The sequence below is a fragment of the Streptomyces brasiliensis genome (assembly GCF_014647875.1).
Classification (GTDB): Bacteria; Actinomycetota; Actinomycetes; order Streptomycetales; family Streptomycetaceae; genus Streptomyces; species Streptomyces brasiliensis.
Window position 1 is genome coordinate 70,099 of the sequence record NZ_BMQA01000022.1, and the last position, 15,972, is coordinate 86,070.

Consider the following 15,972-nt stretch of genomic DNA (forward strand, 5'->3'; position numbering starts at 1 on the left):
TCCTCGACCATGCCACGGCTGGTGGTCGCGGCGCCGGCCTCCGGGAGCGGCAAGACGACCGTCGCCACGGGGCTGATGGCCGCGTTGGCCTCGCGGGGGCTCGCCGTGTCTCCGCACAAGGTCGGGCCGGACTATATCGATCCCGGGTATCACGCGCTGGCCACCGGGCGGGTGGGGCGGAATCTCGACGCGTATCTGTGCGGGCCGGAGTTGATCGGGCCGCTGTTCCTGCACGGGGCACGAGGGTGTGACATCGCGGTCGTCGAGGGGGTGATGGGGCTGTACGACGGGGCCGCGGGCGAGGGAGAACTGGCGTCCACGGCCCAGGTCGCCACGTTGCTGCGGGCGCCGGTGGTGCTCGTCGTGGACGCGTCGTCGCAGTCGCGGTCGGTGGCGGCGCTGGTGCACGGGTTCGCTTCCTGGGACACCAGGGTGCGGATCGGGGGCGTGATCCTGAACAAGGTCGCGTCCGATCGGCATGAGGAGCTGCTGCGGGAGGCGTTGGACGCCGTGGGGGTGCCGGTGCTCGGTGCGCTGCGACGGGCGGCGCCTGTGGAGTCGCCGTCGCGGCATCTGGGGTTGGTGCCGGTCGCCGAACGGCGCTCCGCAGCTGTGGACGCGGTTGCTGCGATGGCGACGTTGGTCTCCGACGGGTGTGATCTGGAAGCGTTGGTGAGGCTGGCGCGGGGTGCCGGCGCATTGTCGGGCGCGGCATGGGATGTGGCTGAGGCCGTGGAGTTGCCCACCTACGGCAACCCGTCTCGGTGGGTTGAGAGGTCGGCGGCCCCAGGTGCCCGACCGGACTCGAAACCCGCCGCCGCACGCCCGGCCCGTTCCGACGGCGAGCGCGCGACCACCACGGCCCCACCGGGCCCGCAGGCCATCGCCACCCGCCGGTCTCCGTCGGTCGAAAGGCGTGCCCCCGTCGTCGCCGTCGCCGGCGGCCCCGCCTTCACCTTCTCCTACGCCGAGCACTCCGAGCTGCTCACCGCCGCCGGTGCCGATGTCGTCACCTTCGACCCCCTGCGTGACGAGCAACTCCCCGACGAAACCGTGGGGTTGGTCATCGGCGGCGGGTTCCCGGAGGTGTACGCCGCCGAGTTGTCCGCCAACGAGCCGCTCCGTAAAGCCGTCGCCGCTCTCGCCGAGTCCGGTGCCCCCGTCGCCGCCGAGTGTGCCGGGTTGCTCTACCTCAGCCGGGAGTTGGACGGGCTGCCCATGTGCGGGGTGCTCGATGCCGGCGGCCGGATGAGTGAGCGGCTCACGCTCGGGTACCGGGACGCCGTGGCCGTCGGGGACAGTTCGCTCGCCGTCGCCGGAGCGCGGATGCGCGGGCACGAGTTTCACCGGACCGTCGTCGAGCCCGGCGCCGGTGCCGCCCCGGCCTGGGGCATGAGGGCCCCCACACCGCGTGTCGAAGGTTTTGTCCAGCAGGGCGTGCACGCGAGCTATCTGCATACGCACTGGGCGTCCGAGCCCGGTGTGGCCCGTCGGTTCGTGGAGAGGTGCCGGACGTCATGAACAGCAGGCTGATCGGGGTCGGGGTCGGGCCCGGCGACCCCGAGTTGGTGACCGTCAAGGGCGTCAACGCGCTGCGTTCCGCCGACGTCGTCGTGGTACCGGTGATGGCTGCATCTGATGGAAAGGACGGCGGCGAGCGCGGGCGGGCCGAGGCGACCGTGCTGCACTACGTGCCCGGGGAGAAGGTCGTCCGGGTCGTGTTCGCGCTCAACGAGCGGACGGACCGCGCGCGCCGCGAGGCGGCCTGGGACGCGGCCGGGGAGCGTGTCGCCGAGCTGCTCGCACGGCACCGCTCCGTCGCGTTCGCGACCATCGGCGACCCGAACGTCTACTCCACCTTCACCTATCTCGCCCAGACGATCGCGGAGTCTGTGCCGGGGGTCTCGGTCGAGACCGTGCCCGGTATCACCGCCATGCAGGACCTCGCGGCCCGCTCGGGTGCCGTGCTGACCGAGGGGACCGAGCCGCTCACGCTGGTGCCGGTGACCGCCGGGGCCGGCGTGCTCAAGGACGCGCTCAACGGGCCCGGGACGGTCGTGGCGTACAAGTTCGGGCGGCAGGCGCGGGAGGTCGCCGAGGCGCTCCGGGAGACCGGGCGGATCGACGACGCGGTATGGGGGTCGGCCCTGGGGCTCGAGGAGGAGTCGATCCGGCCGGCCGCCGAACTCGGCGACGCTTCCCTGCCGTACCTCTCCACGCTCATCGCTCCCGCGCGGCGCGACGGTGGCCGGGGCGGCAAGCTGTGAGTCCGTCAGCCTGTGCCGGACAGGCCCACCACCAGCCAGATGAACGACACTCCGGCGACCGTGCACAGCAGGGTCGAGCGGGCGGGGTGTTCATGGTGGGCCTCGGGGAGGATCTCGGCGGCGGCGAGGTAGAGCAGCACACCGCCGAAGAGTCCGAGATAGCCGCCGAGCAGCTGTTCCGGGATGGTGAAGAACGCCGTCGACAGCGCGCCCGCCACCGGGGCGCAGGCATCGGCGACGAGCATCGCGACGGCCTTGCGGCGGGCGTTGCCGTACAGGCTCGTGATGGTGAACGTGTTGAAGCCGTCCGCGAAGTCGTGGGCGATCACGGCGAGCGCGACCGCCGCGCCCATGCCGCCGCCCACCTGGAAGGCCGCGCCGATCGCCACGCCGTCCATGGCGCTGTGGCCGACCATCGCGGCCGCCGCCGTGAGCCCGACCTCGGGTGCCCGGTGGTTGTGTTCGTCGCCGCCGTGCGCCGCGCGGCGGGCGGCCAGCAGGCGTTCCACCAGGTGCGCCAGCAGGAAGCCGGCCACGAACAGCAGCAGGGCCGCAGGTACGCCGAACACCTCGCGGGCCGCCGCCCGAAGCGCCTCCGGGAGCAGGTCGAGGCCGACCACACCGAGCATCAGGCCGCCGGCCAGGCCCAGGACCAGGTGGCGGCGGTCGGTCACGCGCTGCGCCGTCCAGCCGCCGGCCAACGTCATCAGGAACGCGCCGAGCGCGACGAACACCGCCATGGGCCCTTGCTATCCGATCAGGCCCTGTTCGCGCACATCGGGCCGCACCTCAACCGGTACACACCATGACATTTCGCACGAGAGGACCCCTCCCCATGGCCGATGCCCCCACCGGCAAGGTGACCTTCGTCGGTGCCGGTCCGGGCGCCGCCGACCTGCTGACGTTCCGTGCCGCGCGCGCCATCGCCGAGGCCGACGTGGTGATCTGGGCGGCCAGCCTGGTCCAGGCGGAGGTTCTCGACCACGCGCGCGAGGGCGCCGAGATCCTGGACTCGGCGGCCATGTCGCTCGAGGACGTCGTCGCCGTGTACGAACGGGCCGGCGCGGAGGGTCTGAAGGTGGCCCGTGTCCACTCCGGCGACCCGGCGCTGTGGGGCGGGACGCAGGAGCAACTCGACCGGTGCGCCGAGCTGGGCCTCGACACGGAGGTCGTGCCCGGGGTCTCGTCCTTCTCCGCCGTCGCGGCGCTCGCCAGACGTGAGCTGACCATCCCCGAGGTCGCACAGTCCGTCGTGCTCACCCGGCTCGGCGGCGGCAAGACACCCATGCCGCCCGGTGAGGAGGTGCGCGAGTTCGCCCGGCACGGCACCACCATGGCGGTCTTCCTGTCGGCGGCGCGCAGCGGGCAGCTGGTGCGGGAGCTGCTGGAGGGCGGCTATCCGACGAGCACGCCGGTCGTCGTGGCGTACCAGGCGACCTGGCCGGAGGAGCTGGTGGTGCGCTGCACGATCGGCACGCTGGAGGAGACGCTCAAGGAGCACCGGCTCTGGAAGCACACGCTCTTCCTGGTCGGCCCGGCGCTGGCCGCGCACGGCACCCGCTCGCACCTCTACCACCCCGGCCACTTCCACGGCTTCCGCAAGGCGGACCCAGAGGCCCGCAAGGCGCTGCGTGAGCGCGGGGCGAGCACGTGATCACGGTCGTCGGCACGGGGACCGGTGCGCCGGTCGACCCCGAGGTGCTGTCCGGGGCTGAGCTGGTCGTGGGCGGGCGGCGCCATCTGGACGCCGTACGGCTGCCGCGGCCGGCCGAGCGGATCGTCCTCGGGCCGCTGGCACCCGCCCTGGACGCGATCGAGGAGTACGTCGGCAAGGAGCGGAAGGTCGTCGTGCTGGCCTCCGGGGATCCCGGGTTCTTCGGGATTGTGCGGGCGCTGGCCGAGCGGTTCGGGTCGGCGCTGCTGGACGTGCGGCCCGGCGTCTCCTCCGTGGCCACGGCGTTCGCGCGGCTGGGGCTGCCCTGGGACGACGCCGTGGTGGTCAGCGCGCACGGGCGGGAGCTGCGGACGGCCGTCAACGTGTGCCGGGCGCATCCCAAGGTCGCCGTGCTGACCGGGCCCGGTGCCGGTCCGGCCGAGCTGGCTGCCGCGGTCCCGGCGGACCGGGTGCTCGTCGTGGCGAGCGCGCTCGGCGATCCCGTGCGCGAGCGCGTCGAGCGGATCACGCCCGCCGAGGCCGCCGCCCGGGACTGGGGTACGGCGGTGAGCGTGGTGCTGTGTCTGGACGAGGCGCGGGCGACGGGCGCCGTACGGACCGTGGCGGGAGGGCGGGAGCGGCCCGCCGGATGGGCGCTGGACGAGGCCGCATTCACGCACCGGGACTCGATGATCACCAAGTTCGAGGTGCGGGCGCTGGCCCTCGCCCGGCTCGGGCCCCGGCCCGGTGACCTGGTGTGGGACGTCGGCGCGGGCTCCGGGTCGGTGGCCGTCGAGTGCGCACGGCTGGGCGCGGCCGTGGTCGCCGTCGAGAAGACGCCCGACGGCGTCGAGCGGATCCGTGCCAACGCCGCCGCGCACGGCGTCGACGTGCACGTGGTGCACGGGGCGGCGCCGACCGTGCTGTCCGGTCTGGACGAGCCCGACGCGGTGTTCGTCGGCGGCGGGGGCGCGGAACTGCCCGCAGTCGTCACGGCGTGCGCGCGGCGCGCCCGGCGCACGGTCGTAGTGGCGCTGGCCGCGCTCGACCGGGTGCCCGCGGCACGCGCGGCGCTCACCGGTGCCGGATTGTCGTGCGACGGGGTGCTGCTGCAGTCGTCGCGGCTCGCTCCGCTGCCGGGGGACGTGACCCGGCTCGCGGCGGCCAATCCGGTCTTTCTGCTGTGGGGCGTGAGGCCTCAGGCGCGTATCGAAGGAGTAGTCGATTGATCGGCCTCATTTCCGCCACGGTGGCGGGGGCGGCGGCGCGGGACCGGCTGGCGGCCGCGTGGCCGGACCGCTCGCGGGTGTACGAGGGTCCCGTCGGGGACGCGGTACGGGCCGCGTTCGTGGAGTGCGAGCAGCTGGTGTGCTTCCTGGCGACGGGGGCCGTGGTACGGCTGCTCGCCCCGCTCCTTGCCGGCAAGGCGGCCGACCCGGGTGTCGTGTGTGTCGACGAGGGCGGGCGGTTCGCCGTGTCGCTGGTCGGCGGGCACGGCGGCGGGGCCAATGAACTCGCCCGGGAGGTGGGCGGGTTGATCGGTGCCGAGCCCGTGGTGACGACCGCGACCGACGCCGTCGGGCTGCCCGGCCTGGACACGCTCGGGTTCCCCTTCGAGGGTGCCGTCGCGACCGTCTCGCGGGCCCTGCTGGACGGTGAACCCGTGGTGCTGGAGGCAGAGTCGGCGTGGCCGCTGCCTCCACTGCCGACGGCGCCGCAGGGGCCGTACACGATCCGGCTGACCGACCGGGACGTCGAACCGGGCGAGCGCGAGGTGCTGTTGCGGCCGCCGTCCCTCGTCGTGGGCGTGGGTGCCTCCAAGGGGGCGCCCGTGGACGAGGTTCTCGGGCTCGTCGAGGACACGCTGCAGGACGCGGGGCTCTCGGTCCGGTCCGTCGCCGAACTCGCCACCGTGGACGCCAAGTCGGAGGAGCCCGGCGTCGTGGGCGCCGCCGAGCGGCTGGGGGTGCCGCTGGTGACGTACCCCGCCGAGCGGTTGGCGGCCGTCGACGTGCCGAACCCCTCCGCCGCGCCCCTTGCGGCGGTCGGCACGCCGTCCGTGGCCGAGGCGGCGGCGCTGCTCGGCGGCGGTGAACTCCTCGTGCCCAAGCGGAAGTCGGGCGCACGTCCGGCCATGGCGACCTGTGCCGTCGTACGGCGGCCCGGGCGCGGCCGGCTCGCGGTGGTCGGGCTCGGACCCGGCGCCCGCGATCTGCTCACCCCGCGCGCACGCGCGGAACTGCGGCGGGCCTCCGTGCTCGTCGGGCTGGACCAGTACGTCGACCAGATCCGCGATCTGCTGCGACCCGGCACCCGGATCCTGGAGTCGGGCCTTGGCGCCGAGGAGGAGCGGGCCAGGACGGCGGTCGCCGAGGCCCGGAAGGGGCACGCGGTCGCGCTGATCGGCAGCGGGGACGCGGGCGTGTACGCCATGGCCTCGCCCGCGCTGGCCGAGGCGTCCGACGACATCGACGTGGTCGGGGTGCCGGGCGTGACGGCGGCGCTCGCGGCCGGGGCGATCCTGGGCGCGCCGCTGGGCCACGACCATGTGTCGATCAGCCTGTCCGACCTGCACACGCCGTGGGAGGTCATCGAGCGGCGGGTGCGGGCGGCGGCCGAGGCGGATCTCGTGGTCACCTTCTACAACCCCCGTTCCCGGGGCCGCGACTGGCAGCTGCCGAAAGCCCTCGCGATCCTCGCGGACCACCGGGAGCCGACGACACCCGTCGGGGTCGTACGCAACGCCTCGCGGGCCGACGAGTCCAGCCGTCTGACGACGCTGGCCGCGCTCGACCCGCAGACGGTCGACATGATGACCGTCGTGACCGTGGGCAACACGGCGACCCGCGAGATCGCGGGACGCATGGTGACACCGCGTGGATACCGCTGGCAGGAGGGCGACCGATGAATCGCGTGGTGCACCCCATCGAGCAGGAGTCCTTCCGGCGGCTGCGCGCGCGCCTGGACACCTCGCGCTTCCCGCCGCTGACCCGGGCCGTGGTGGAGCGGGTGATCCACTCCGCCGCCGACCTGGAGTACGCGAGCGACCTCGTCCTGGACGAGGTCGATCTGGTGCGGGCGCACGCCGCGCTGCACTCCGGCGCGCCGGTCGTCGTGGATGTCGAGATGGTCGCCGCCGGGATCACGCGCCGGGCTACCGTGTGCCGGCTCAAGGACGCCAGGTCGGGGCCGGGAATGACCCGTTCGGCACACGCGGTGCGGCTCGCGTACGAGGAGGTCGGCACCGGCGCTCTGTGGGTGATCGGCTGTGCGCCGACCGCCCTGGAGGAGCTGCTGAAGCTGGACGCCGACCCCGCGCTCGTCATCGGGCTGCCCGTCGGGTTCGTCGGCGCGGCCGAGTCCAAGGCCGCGTTGCGCGAGAGCGGGCTGCCCGCCGTGAGCAACGTGTCCGAGAAGGGCGGCTCGGCGGTCGCCGCCGCCGCGCTCAACGCCCTGCTGTACCACCCCGTTTCCGCAGAGGAGAACCAGTGACCACCCCGCCGCCCGCCCTGCTCATCGCCGGCCATGGCACCCGGGACGAGGCCGGAGCCGAGGCATTCCGCGACTTCGTACGGGAGCTGGGGCGCCGCCACCCCGAACTGCCCGTCGCGGGCGGCTTCATCGAACTGTCCCCGCCGCCGCTCGGCGACGCCGTCACCGAACTGGTGGAGCGGGGGGTGCGCCGGTTCGCCGCCGTCCCGCTGATGCTGGTGTCCGCCGGGCACGCCAAGGGCGACATACCGGCCGCGCTGGCCCGTGAGCAGAAGCGCCACCCCGGGATCTCGTACGCTTACGGCCGCCCGCTGGGCCCACATCCGGCGCTGCTGCGCGTGCTGGAGCGGCGGCTCGACGAGGCGCTCGGCGACACCGCGCGGACGCCGTACGACCGGGCCGACGTGACCGTGCTGCTGGTGGGCCGCGGCTCGACCGACCCCGACGCCAACGCCGAGGTGTCCAAGGCGGCCCGGCTGCTGTGGGAGGGACGCGGATACGCGGGCGTGGAGACCGCGTTCGTGTCGCTGGCGGCGCCGGACGTGCCGAGCGGCCTGGACCGGTGTGCGCGGCTGGGCGCTCGCCGGATCGTCGTGCTGCCGTACTTCCTGTTCACCGGGGTCCTGCCGGAGCGGGTGCGGCAGCAGGCCGAGGGCTGGGCCGCCGCGCATCCCGAGGTCGAGGTGCGCTCGGCGGATGTGATCGGGCCGGAGCCCGAGCTGCTCGACCTGGTGATGGAGCGGTACACCGAGGCCGTCGAGGGCGATCTGCGGATGAACTGCGACTCGTGCGTCTACCGCATCGCCCTCCCCGGCTTCGAGGACAAGGTGGGCCTGCCGCAGCAGCCGCACTTCCACCCGCACGACGACGGTCACCACGGGCACGGCCACGGGCACCAGCACGGCGGACATGCGCATGCGCACTGACGACGGCCACGATCTGCGGCACCACGGAGACGCCGAAGTACGGGACGACGGTGCCGAGTTGGTGGACCTGGCGGTCAATGTGCGGGCCGGTACGCCGCCGAAGTGGCTGCGGGAACGCATCGCCGCGTCGCTGACCGGGCTCGCGGCCTACCCGGACGGGCGGGAGGCACGGCTGGCGGTGGCGCGCCGGCACCGGGTTCCGGTGGAGCGGGTGCTGTTGACGGCGGGCGCGGCCGAGGCGTTCGTGCTGCTGGCGCGCGCACTGAAGGTACGGCGTCCGGTCGTCGTGCACCCACAGTTCACGGAGCCGGAGGCGGCGCTGCGGGACGCGGGGCACACGGTGGACCGGGTGCTGTTGCGAGCGGAGGACGGGTTCCGGCTCGATCCGGCGGCGGTGCCCGAGGAAGCCGACCTGGTGGTGATCGGGAACCCGACGAACCCCACGTCGGTGCTGCATCCGGCGTCGGCCGTGGTCGACCTCGCCCGGCCGGGGCGGACGTTGGTGGTCGACGAGGCGTTCATGGACGCGGTGCCGGGTGAGCGGGAGGCGCTGGCCGGGCGGACGGACGTACCCGGGCTCGTCGTCCTGCGCAGCCTCACCAAGACATGGGGGCTGGCCGGGCTGCGGATCGGGTACGTCCTGGCGGCGCCGGAGACGGTCGGGGAGCTGGAGCGGGCGCAGCCGCTGTGGCCGGTGTCGACTCCCGCGCTGGTCGCCGCACGGGACTGCATGGGCCGGGACGCCGTCGCGGAGGCGACGTCCGCGGCCCACCGGATCATGCTGGACCGGGACCGTCTCGTCGCGGGACTCGAGGAGTTGGCCCCGGCGGGCGTGCGGGTGACGGGTCCGGCGCAGGGCCCGTTCGTCCTCGTCCGGGTGCCGGACGGCACGACCGTACGCCGCCGCCTGCGCGACCTCGGGTACGCCGTCCGGCGCGGCGACACCTTCCCGGGTCTGGACGAGGAGTGGCTCAGGGTGGCGGTGCGGGACCGGGAGACGACGGACGGCTTCCTGAGCGCTCTGCAGCGGGCCCTGCGTCCGGACCGGGACGGTTGACGGGTCTCCTCAGCCCTTCCGGCGTACCAGCACCAGCGCTCCCCCGCCCACCACGACCAGCGCCAGCGCGCCACCCGCGATGTACGGCGTCGTCGAGCTGCCGCCCGTCTCCGCCAGGTCGGCCTTCGCGGGGGCGCCCTGGGGCTTGACGTTCTCGGGCGGGGCCGACCGGCCGGCCGGGGCCGGCGGGGTCTCGCAGGTCGCCTTGGCCAGGGTCACCGTTCCCTCCACCTCCGCCACGTTCAGCTTCAAGGGGTTGACGGAGACCTTGAGTTCGAGCGCGGTGGCGGCGGCCGTGCGGGACGTCGTCTCGCGTTCCGACAGGTCGAGGCGGACCTCGCCGACGCCCGGCACCTTCACGATCGTCGGGCCGCCGGCGGACAGGGTGACGCGCTTGCCCAGGGCCGTCACCGCGCCGAGGACGTCAGCGTCGGCGGCGGGCTGCTTGCCCACCTCGCAGGTCGCCTTCGACGTGACCGTGTCCAGCTCCACCAGGGGGAGGAGGGGCAGGCCGGGGACGTGGAGCTTGGCGTGGGCGAGGTGGACGGAGCCCTCGGCACGGTCGGCGGACGTCGTGGCCTTGGCCGAAGCGACGTCCGCGCCGAGGACGGTGAACGGGTTGCCGTTGTCCACCCCGTCGAGGCGGGCGGTCAGCGCGGTCTTCTCGGCGCTCTGCGGTGCCTGCACCTCGTTCAGGGAGACCGCGAGCGGGACGTTCACGGTCTTGTTGAGGAGCGACACGTCGAGTCCGGTACGCAGGACTACGGCGCTCGCGCGACCGTGGTCGGCGGTCGCGTGCGCGGCGTGCGCGCCGGCCAGGGCCCCGGGACCGGCGGCCAGGGCCGTGGCCGTCGCGACGGTGGCGAGACGGCGTGCGGGCATGCGGAAGTCGTTGCTGTTCAAGATGGTGGGCCCCCCAGACGGAACTTGCTCGGGACCCGAGAAGGATTACGCACTGACGGTGAACAGTCAGCAATCCTGGGCTACTTCACTCCATCGGGGAGGTTTCGCGTTTCTTTTCGAATCACGGGGCACACGCGTTCCCGTTACTCGATGACAACCCCGTTGAGCACCACCCGGCGCGGCGCCGCCAGCACGCGTACGTCCGCCCGCGGGTCCTCCTCGTAGACCACGAGGTCCGCCGGCGCGCCCTCCTCGAGGCCGGGGCGGCCGAGCCACGCCCGCGCTCCCCAGCTGCCCGCCGACACCGCCTCGACCGGCGGGATGCCTGCGGCCACCAGTTCCGCGACCTCGGCCGCGGCGAGTCCGTGCGCCAGCGAACCGCCCGCGTCCGTGCCGACGAACACCGGGATCCCGGCGTCGTGGGCGGAGCGCACGGTGTCGTAACGCGTCTCGTACAGCCGTCGCATATGGGCCGACCAGCGCGGGTACTTGGTGTCGCCGCCCGCCGCGAGCTGCGGGAACGTCGCGATGTTGACGAGGGTGGGGACGATCGCGACGCCGCGTTCGGCGAACAGCGGGATCAGCTCGTCGGTGAGGCCGGTGGCGTGCTCGATGCAGTCGATGCCCGCCTCGACCAGGTCGCGCAGGGAGCTCTCGGCGAAGCAGTGCGCGGTGACGCGGGCGCCCAGGCGGTGCGCCTCGGCGATGCCCGCCTCGACCGCCTCGCGCGGCCAGCAGGCGGCGAGGTCGCCGAGGTCGCGGTCGATCCAGTCGCCGACCAGCTTGACCCAGCCATCGCCGCGCCGGGCCTCCTGGGCGACGGACGCGACGAGTTCGTCCGGCTCGATCTCGTGGGCGAAGTCGCGGATGTAGCGGCGGGTGCGGGCGATGTGCCGCCCGGCACGGATGATCTTCGGGAGGTCCTGGCGGTCGTCGATCCAGCGGGTGTCGGTGGGCGCGCCCGCGTCGCGGATCAGCAGCGTGCCCGCCTCGCGGTCGGTCAGCGCCTGCTTCTCGGCGACGTCCGCCTCGACCGGACCGTGCGTGCCGAGGCCGACGTGGCAGTGCGCGTCCACGAGGCCGGGCAGCGCCCAACCCTCCACGGTCCGTACGTCACGGGCACCGGACGGGCGGTCGTAGGAGACCCGACCGCCGACGATCCACACCTCGTCGCGGACCTCGTCCGGCCCGACGAGGATCCGCCCCTTCACCCGCAGCACCGCGTGATCGCTCATATCGGCACCTTAATGAAGCGACGTGTCGCCTTTCCAACCGTTCCTAGGGACTGAGCGGGAGTGGGGCCTTGGCCTGGTGCCAGGACCCATGCTCAGCCGCATGCCCCGAACGATGTCGGGCATGCTGGTCGCCCGCTTTCGCTCCGCGTCCAGCGCCGGCGGATCGTGTCCGTGGTCCGGGAATGCGGGGGCGGGGTCCCTCACGCCGTCGGGTACCTGGTCCGGCCTGGGCGGTCCGAGGCCCGCGCCCATCGCTCTGGCGGGTACGGGGCGGTGCCGTCCGTCGCCGGATCGGGTGCCCGAGGGCGCGTCTTCCGATCGCCACGGCGGCGGCGTCGTGGCGAGTGGTCCTACGAGTCTCGGTAGTCAGTGGCTGTTGCCAGTGCTGGGCGCCCCACCGGGAGGTGTAGGCCGGGTCCACCGCGACGAGCGCGATGTCCTGCTCGGCGGCCATCGACACCAGCCGGGCCTTGAGCTTTGCGGTTGGGAAACGGGAGATCAGCCGCCGGAAGCGCTTGTTCCGCCCATGCTTCTCCCTGGATGTGCCGTCGCTGAAGTCGAGGTCCTCGATCGCGATCGCCCCGGCGCCGCAGCGGCGGGTGTGGTGGAGCAGCCGGGTCAGGGCGTGCCGGATCTGCGCGTCCCGGTGCGCGGCGTTGCCGGACAGGCCGTAGAAGAAGCGCCGGGGTTCGCCGACCGGGTTGCCGTGCACGTCCAGGTGCCAGGCGGCGAGGTGGTCGTCGTTCATGTCGACCGCGACCACACCCCGGGACAGGGCTGTCTCCAGCGGTAGCACGGGGATTGGGGTGCGCTGCCAGGAGGCGGTCACGTACCAGCGGCCGCGCACCGGATCGGGGTGGATGCGGTAGGCCACCGCCCGGTTCGCGGTGATCCGGTCAGCCCATTCCTCGCCGCGGTGCCTGAACTCGGCGATCGCGTCCAGCTGGTAGCGGCCGTGCGGGGCGTTGGCCAGATGGGTGAGCGCGGCCGGGAGCCGGATGGAGACCTGCCCGGTGCCGGTGACACGGATGGTCTCATTGCCGAAGCGTTTGCCGGACTCCCCGTCCGCGGCGAGAAACAACCGCGCCGCCTCCCACCGCTGCCGCCACGCCACCGCGTCCAGTCCCGCCTCGTCCAGGTGGTGGCGCAGGCGGGCGAGCTGCTTCCCATCGCGTACCACGTGCACCCGGCCCGCCGCCCAGTCCGCCTCCACCCGCGCAAGCCGGTCCCGCAACAGGTGCAGGCGGCGGGACTTGGCGTGCCACTCCGCCCGCGACCCGTACCCACGCGCCAGCCCGGCCTTCCTGTCGGCCTTGGCGCCCAGCGGGCGGGCCAGCCGGGCCTCGACCGAGGCGATCTGCCCACGCAGCCACACCAGCTCCCGCGCCTGCCCGCGCCGGGCCAGCGCCCACTGGTCATACGTGGCCTTCGTGATACTGCCCGCCCACCGCGCCGACGACGCCCCGGTCAGCTCCCGCTTCCGCACCGCCCACGACCCGCCATCGTGCTCCAACCTCTGCCGGGAACGCACCGCAAGATCACCAGTGGCCAGTCCACCCAGGAACACCCCGACCTCGCACAGCACCGCCACATCCGCGTCCGACAGACGCAGCCGCGCACGGACCGCGACACCGGCAGGACCGGGCACCACGAACGAAGCCGCCACCTCCCGCAACCCGCCCACACCCCCCACCCCCGCGCGATCGATCTGTCACCGTCCTCAACGAGCCGAACTCGACAAGGTCACGCGTACGACACTCAAACCCCGATTCGACCCGCGAAAACGTCCACTCCCCCGCGCGGACCACAACCGTGGCACTCACCCACGCACGCCGGCACTCACGTGAACTCGCTCAACCGTAAGCAGCTCCCAACCCTCCTCCAAGGAGGAGACCGGGTCTCCCGAACCAAACCGATGGTTACGGAACCGTTCGACCTAAGATCTAGGGAGTCGACCCCTTGTGAGCGAAGAGAGCACCGCCGTGACCCACGCCTTCCTCGACCTGCCCCCGCTGAGCGCCGCGCGTTTCGCGTCCATCGAGGACCGGGTGGCCCGGCTGCTCGGCACCCGGCAGGACGTCGTGATCATGCAGGGCGAGGCGCTGCTGCCGCTGGAGGGCGCGATCCGATCGGCGGCGGGCCCCGGCACGACGGCGCTGAACGTGATCACCGGTCCGTACGGGCAGACCTTCGGCGACTGGCTGCGGGACTGCGGCGCGACGGTGATCGACCTGTCGGTGCCCTTCCACACGGCGGTCACCGCCGCGCAGGTCCGGGAGGCCCTCGCCGAGCATCCGGAGACCGACTTCGTGTCCCTGGTGCACGCGGAGGCGGCGACCGGCAACACCAACCCGGTCGCGGAGATCGGCGAGGTGGTGCGGGAGCACGGCGCCCTGTTCTATCTGGACGCGGTCGCGTCCGTCGGCGCGGAGCCGGTGCTGCCGGACGCGTGGGGCGTGGACCTGTGCGTGATCGGAGCGCAGAAGGCGATGGGCGGTCCTGCGGGAGTGTCGGCGGTGTCGGTCAGCGAGCGGGCGTGGACGCGGATGGCGGCCAACCCCCGGGCGCCGCGCCGTTCGTACCTCTCGCTGCTGGACTGGAAGGAGCGCTGGACCGACGCCGGCCGCAAGGCACTGCTGCACGCTCCGGCTCAGCTGGAGATGCTGGCCCTCGAGGCGTGCCTCGAGCGGATCGAGTCGGTGGGCCTGGACGGGGTGATGGCCCGCCACCGGAGGGCGGCGCTCGCCACGCGTGCGGGTGCGGTGGCGCTGGGCGGGGGTCTGGAGCCGTACGTGTACGAGACGTCGGACGCGGCACCGGTCGCCACGACGCTCCGGGTACCGGCGGGAGTGGTGGCCTCGGAACTCGTCGCACGCGCGTTGCGGAACGACGGGGCGCTGCCGCTGGCGGCGGGGGGCGGCGCGCTGGCCAAGGAGATGATCCGGGTCAACCACTACGGGGTGGACGCGACGGCGGAGGCGGTACGGCGCTCCGTGACGGCGATCGGCTCCGCGCTGGCGGAGAAGGGGCTGGACGTGGATGTGGACGCGGCGGTCCGGGCCATCGAGAGCGCCCGGGCGTGAGCAGCACCGGCGTCTGAGGTCCGAGGCGATGTCAGTGCCCCGTGCCAAGCTCCCCGTATGACCTCCCACACGCCCCAGACACTTCCCGACGGCCGGCTCGTACCGCTCATGACCGGTGACGAGCGGCCCATGCTGGAGAGCTGGCTCGCCTTTCACCGCGCCACGCTGGAGCTGAAGTGCGCCGGACTCGACGACGCGCAGGCGCGGCTGGTGTCGGCCGAGCCGTCGGCGCTGACCCTGCTGGGACTCGTCCAGCACCTCGCCGAGGTCGAACGGAACTGGTTCCAGCGGGGGTTCGCGGGGCTCGACGTACCGCTGGTGTACGAGGAGGAGACCGGGTACGCCCTGGACCCCGGGCGCGGGCTGGACGAGGCACTGGGCGTGTGGCGGCGCGAGGTCGCGCGCGGGCAGGAGCTGTGCGCCGGGCGGGCGCTGGACGACACCGGGGTGATCCCCGACGGGCCCATGGCCGGGATCGAGGTCAGTCTGCGCTGGGTGCTCCTCCACATGCTCGAGGAGTACGCCCGGCACAACGGCCACGCGGACATTCTCCGGGAGCGTATCGACGGGGTTACCGGGGCCTGAATTCAAGGAAATTCTGGAATTCTTTTCGACGGTAGCTTTCCCGAGTTCTTCTGCCCCGTTTCCCCCCACCTAAACCCAGGGAATTTCCAGCAGGTTACACCTCTGTGACGCAACACACACTCATTCCGATTTGTCCGCATTTGAACAGGGGCAAACCTCGCATTTCGGCACGCAGAGAGGTGGGGTTCCGTCCTCCACGCCCACCTCGACCTGCATTTTTGAATTTCTCTCGCTAAGTTCGGTCCGCATGACTGCCGCACAAGCAGACCTGCTCATCGACCGCCCAGCGGTCACGGACGGGGCCGCGCTCTGGCGTATCGCCAAGGACTCCGGGACCCTCGATCTGAACTCCTCGTACAGCTATCTCCTGTGGTGCCGCGACTTCGCCGGCACCTCGGCGGTGGCGCGCGACGGGGACGGGGAGCCCGTCGGTTTCGTGACCGGGTACGTGCGGCCGGAGCGGCCGCACACCCTGCTCGTCTGGCAGGTGGCGGTCGACGCCGCGTACCGCGGCCGCGGGATCGCGGCGGCGCTGCTCGACGGACTGACCGAGCGGATCGGCGCCGAGCGCGGGATCACCTCCGTCGAGACGACCATCACGCCCGACAACGCCGCCTCCGAGCGCCTGTTCACCTCGTACGCCAGCCGCCACGGCGCTTCCGTCAGCCGTGCGGTGCTGTTCGACGCGGACCTTTTCCCGGACGGCCCCCACGAACCCGAAGTCCTGTTCCGGATCGGCCCGTTGACCCCCCACCCGGCGCACCACTGAG

At 73.1% G+C, this 15,972-nt stretch carries 15 protein-coding genes; 11 read left to right on the forward strand and 4 right to left on the reverse strand.

Annotation, left to right across the window (positions count from 1 at the left end):
* The first annotated feature begins 9 nt into the window (after positions 1 to 9).
* Together IEZ19_RS28105 and cobI are read left to right on the forward strand one after the other, a co-directional pair.
* Positions 10 to 1,521: a cobyrinic acid a,c-diamide synthase CobB gene (locus IEZ19_RS28105; protein ID WP_189314156.1), complete on the forward strand. Its 1,512-nt coding sequence runs from the start codon at positions 10 to 12 to the stop codon at positions 1,519 to 1,521.
* Positions 1,518 to 2,267 (forward strand): precorrin-2 C(20)-methyltransferase, encoded by a 750-nt coding sequence (cobI, locus tag IEZ19_RS28110; RefSeq protein WP_189314111.1) that lies wholly within the window; start codon positions 1,518 to 1,520, stop codon positions 2,265 to 2,267. Before IEZ19_RS28105 ends, cobI begins: the two co-directional genes overlap by 4 nt.
* 5 nt (positions 2,268 to 2,272) lie before the next feature.
* Here the strand turns inward: cobI and IEZ19_RS28115 are convergent, their stop codons facing one another.
* Positions 2,273 to 3,007, reverse strand: a complete 735-nt coding sequence (locus tag IEZ19_RS28115; protein ID WP_189314112.1) for a ZIP family metal transporter — start codon at positions 3,005 to 3,007, stop codon at positions 2,273 to 2,275.
* Between the two features lie 95 nt (positions 3,008 to 3,102).
* Between IEZ19_RS28115 and cobM the strand changes: the two genes are divergently transcribed.
* The 6 genes from cobM to cobC are packed head-to-tail and all read left to right on the forward strand — an operon-like array spanning position 3,103 to position 9,396.
* A complete protein-coding gene (gene cobM / locus IEZ19_RS28120; RefSeq protein WP_189314113.1) occupies positions 3,103 to 3,921 on the forward strand; it encodes a precorrin-4 C(11)-methyltransferase in 819 nt (272 codons plus the stop codon).
* Positions 3,918 to 5,150 carry a precorrin-6y C5,15-methyltransferase (decarboxylating) subunit CbiE gene (cbiE, locus tag IEZ19_RS28125; protein ID WP_189314114.1) on the forward strand — a complete coding sequence of 411 codons (1,233 nt, stop codon included), beginning with the start codon at positions 3,918 to 3,920 and terminating at the stop codon, positions 5,148 to 5,150. The genes cobM and cbiE overlap by 4 nt, the downstream gene beginning before the upstream one ends.
* Positions 5,147 to 6,829 (forward strand): precorrin-3B C(17)-methyltransferase, encoded by a 1,683-nt coding sequence (gene cobJ / locus IEZ19_RS28130; RefSeq protein ID WP_189314115.1) that lies wholly within the window; start codon positions 5,147 to 5,149, stop codon positions 6,827 to 6,829. Before cbiE ends, cobJ begins: the two co-directional genes overlap by 4 nt.
* Positions 6,826 to 7,413 (forward strand): precorrin-8X methylmutase, encoded by a 588-nt coding sequence (locus tag IEZ19_RS28135; protein WP_189314116.1) that lies wholly within the window; start codon positions 6,826 to 6,828, stop codon positions 7,411 to 7,413. The genes cobJ and IEZ19_RS28135 overlap by 4 nt, the downstream gene beginning before the upstream one ends.
* Positions 7,410 to 8,339, forward strand: a complete 930-nt coding sequence (locus IEZ19_RS28140) for a sirohydrochlorin chelatase (protein ID WP_189314117.1) — start codon at positions 7,410 to 7,412, stop codon at positions 8,337 to 8,339. The genes IEZ19_RS28135 and IEZ19_RS28140 overlap by 4 nt, the downstream gene beginning before the upstream one ends.
* Entirely contained in the window at positions 8,329 to 9,396 is a 1,068-nt protein-coding gene (cobC, locus tag IEZ19_RS28145; protein ID WP_229840891.1) for an Rv2231c family histidinol phosphate aminotransferase CobC, read from the forward strand. The genes IEZ19_RS28140 and cobC overlap by 11 nt, the downstream gene beginning before the upstream one ends.
* Positions 9,397 to 9,405: 9 nt before the next feature.
* Here the strand turns inward: cobC and IEZ19_RS28150 are convergent, their stop codons facing one another.
* The 3 genes from IEZ19_RS28150 to IEZ19_RS28160 form a co-directional block, all read right to left on the reverse strand.
* Positions 9,406 to 10,299: an SCO1860 family LAETG-anchored protein gene (locus IEZ19_RS28150; protein WP_189314119.1), complete on the reverse strand. Its 894-nt coding sequence runs from the start codon at positions 10,297 to 10,299 to the stop codon at positions 9,406 to 9,408.
* A 143-nt stretch (positions 10,300 to 10,442) separates the two neighbouring features.
* Positions 10,443 to 11,534, reverse strand: a complete 1,092-nt coding sequence (locus IEZ19_RS28155; protein ID WP_189314120.1) for an amidohydrolase family protein — start codon at positions 11,532 to 11,534, stop codon at positions 10,443 to 10,445.
* A 43-nt stretch (positions 11,535 to 11,577) separates the two neighbouring features.
* Complete coding sequence (locus IEZ19_RS28160; protein WP_189314121.1) at positions 11,578 to 13,218, reverse strand: transposase; 1,641 nt, start codon at positions 13,216 to 13,218, stop codon at positions 11,578 to 11,580.
* A gap of 298 nt (positions 13,219 to 13,516) precedes the next feature.
* On the opposite strand from IEZ19_RS28160, the gene IEZ19_RS28165 reads away from it, so the two are divergent.
* The 3 genes from IEZ19_RS28165 (at position 13,517) to ectA (ending at position 15,971) form a co-directional block, all read left to right on the forward strand.
* Entirely contained in the window at positions 13,517 to 14,617 is a 1,101-nt protein-coding gene (locus IEZ19_RS28165; RefSeq protein ID WP_189314157.1) for a pyridoxal-phosphate-dependent aminotransferase family protein, read from the forward strand.
* Between the two features lie 57 nt (positions 14,618 to 14,674).
* Positions 14,675 to 15,202, forward strand: a complete 528-nt coding sequence (locus IEZ19_RS28170; protein ID WP_189314122.1) for a DinB family protein — start codon at positions 14,675 to 14,677, stop codon at positions 15,200 to 15,202.
* A 247-nt stretch (positions 15,203 to 15,449) separates the two neighbouring features.
* Positions 15,450 to 15,971, forward strand: coding sequence for a diaminobutyrate acetyltransferase (gene ectA / locus IEZ19_RS28175; protein WP_189314123.1), 522 nt, complete (start codon positions 15,450 to 15,452; stop codon positions 15,969 to 15,971).
* Position 15,972: the final 1 nt, after the last annotated feature.

Bases quoted from the DNA above. Each gene is read 5' to 3' on its own strand.
- IEZ19_RS28105 (WP_189314156.1), top strand. From the start codon at position 10: ATGCCACGGCTGGTGGTCGCGGCGCCGGCCTCCGGGAGCGGCAAGACG.
- cobI (WP_189314111.1), top strand. From the start codon at position 1,518: ATGAACAGCAGGCTGATCGGGGTCGGGGTCGGGCCCGGCGACCCCGAG.
- IEZ19_RS28115 (WP_189314112.1), bottom strand. From the start codon at position 3,007: ATGGCGGTGTTCGTCGCGCTCGGCGCGTTCCTGATGACGTTGGCCGGC.
- cobM (WP_189314113.1), top strand. From the start codon at position 3,103: ATGGCCGATGCCCCCACCGGCAAGGTGACCTTCGTCGGTGCCGGTCCG.
- IEZ19_RS28135 (WP_189314116.1), top strand. From the start codon at position 6,826: ATGAATCGCGTGGTGCACCCCATCGAGCAGGAGTCCTTCCGGCGGCTG.
- cobC (WP_229840891.1), top strand. From the start codon at position 8,329: ATGCGCACTGACGACGGCCACGATCTGCGGCACCACGGAGACGCCGAA.
- IEZ19_RS28155 (WP_189314120.1), bottom strand. From the start codon at position 11,534: ATGAGCGATCACGCGGTGCTGCGGGTGAAGGGGCGGATCCTCGTCGGG.
- IEZ19_RS28170 (WP_189314122.1), top strand. From the start codon at position 14,675: ATGACCTCCCACACGCCCCAGACACTTCCCGACGGCCGGCTCGTACCG.
- ectA (WP_189314123.1), top strand. From the start codon at position 15,450: ATGACTGCCGCACAAGCAGACCTGCTCATCGACCGCCCAGCGGTCACG.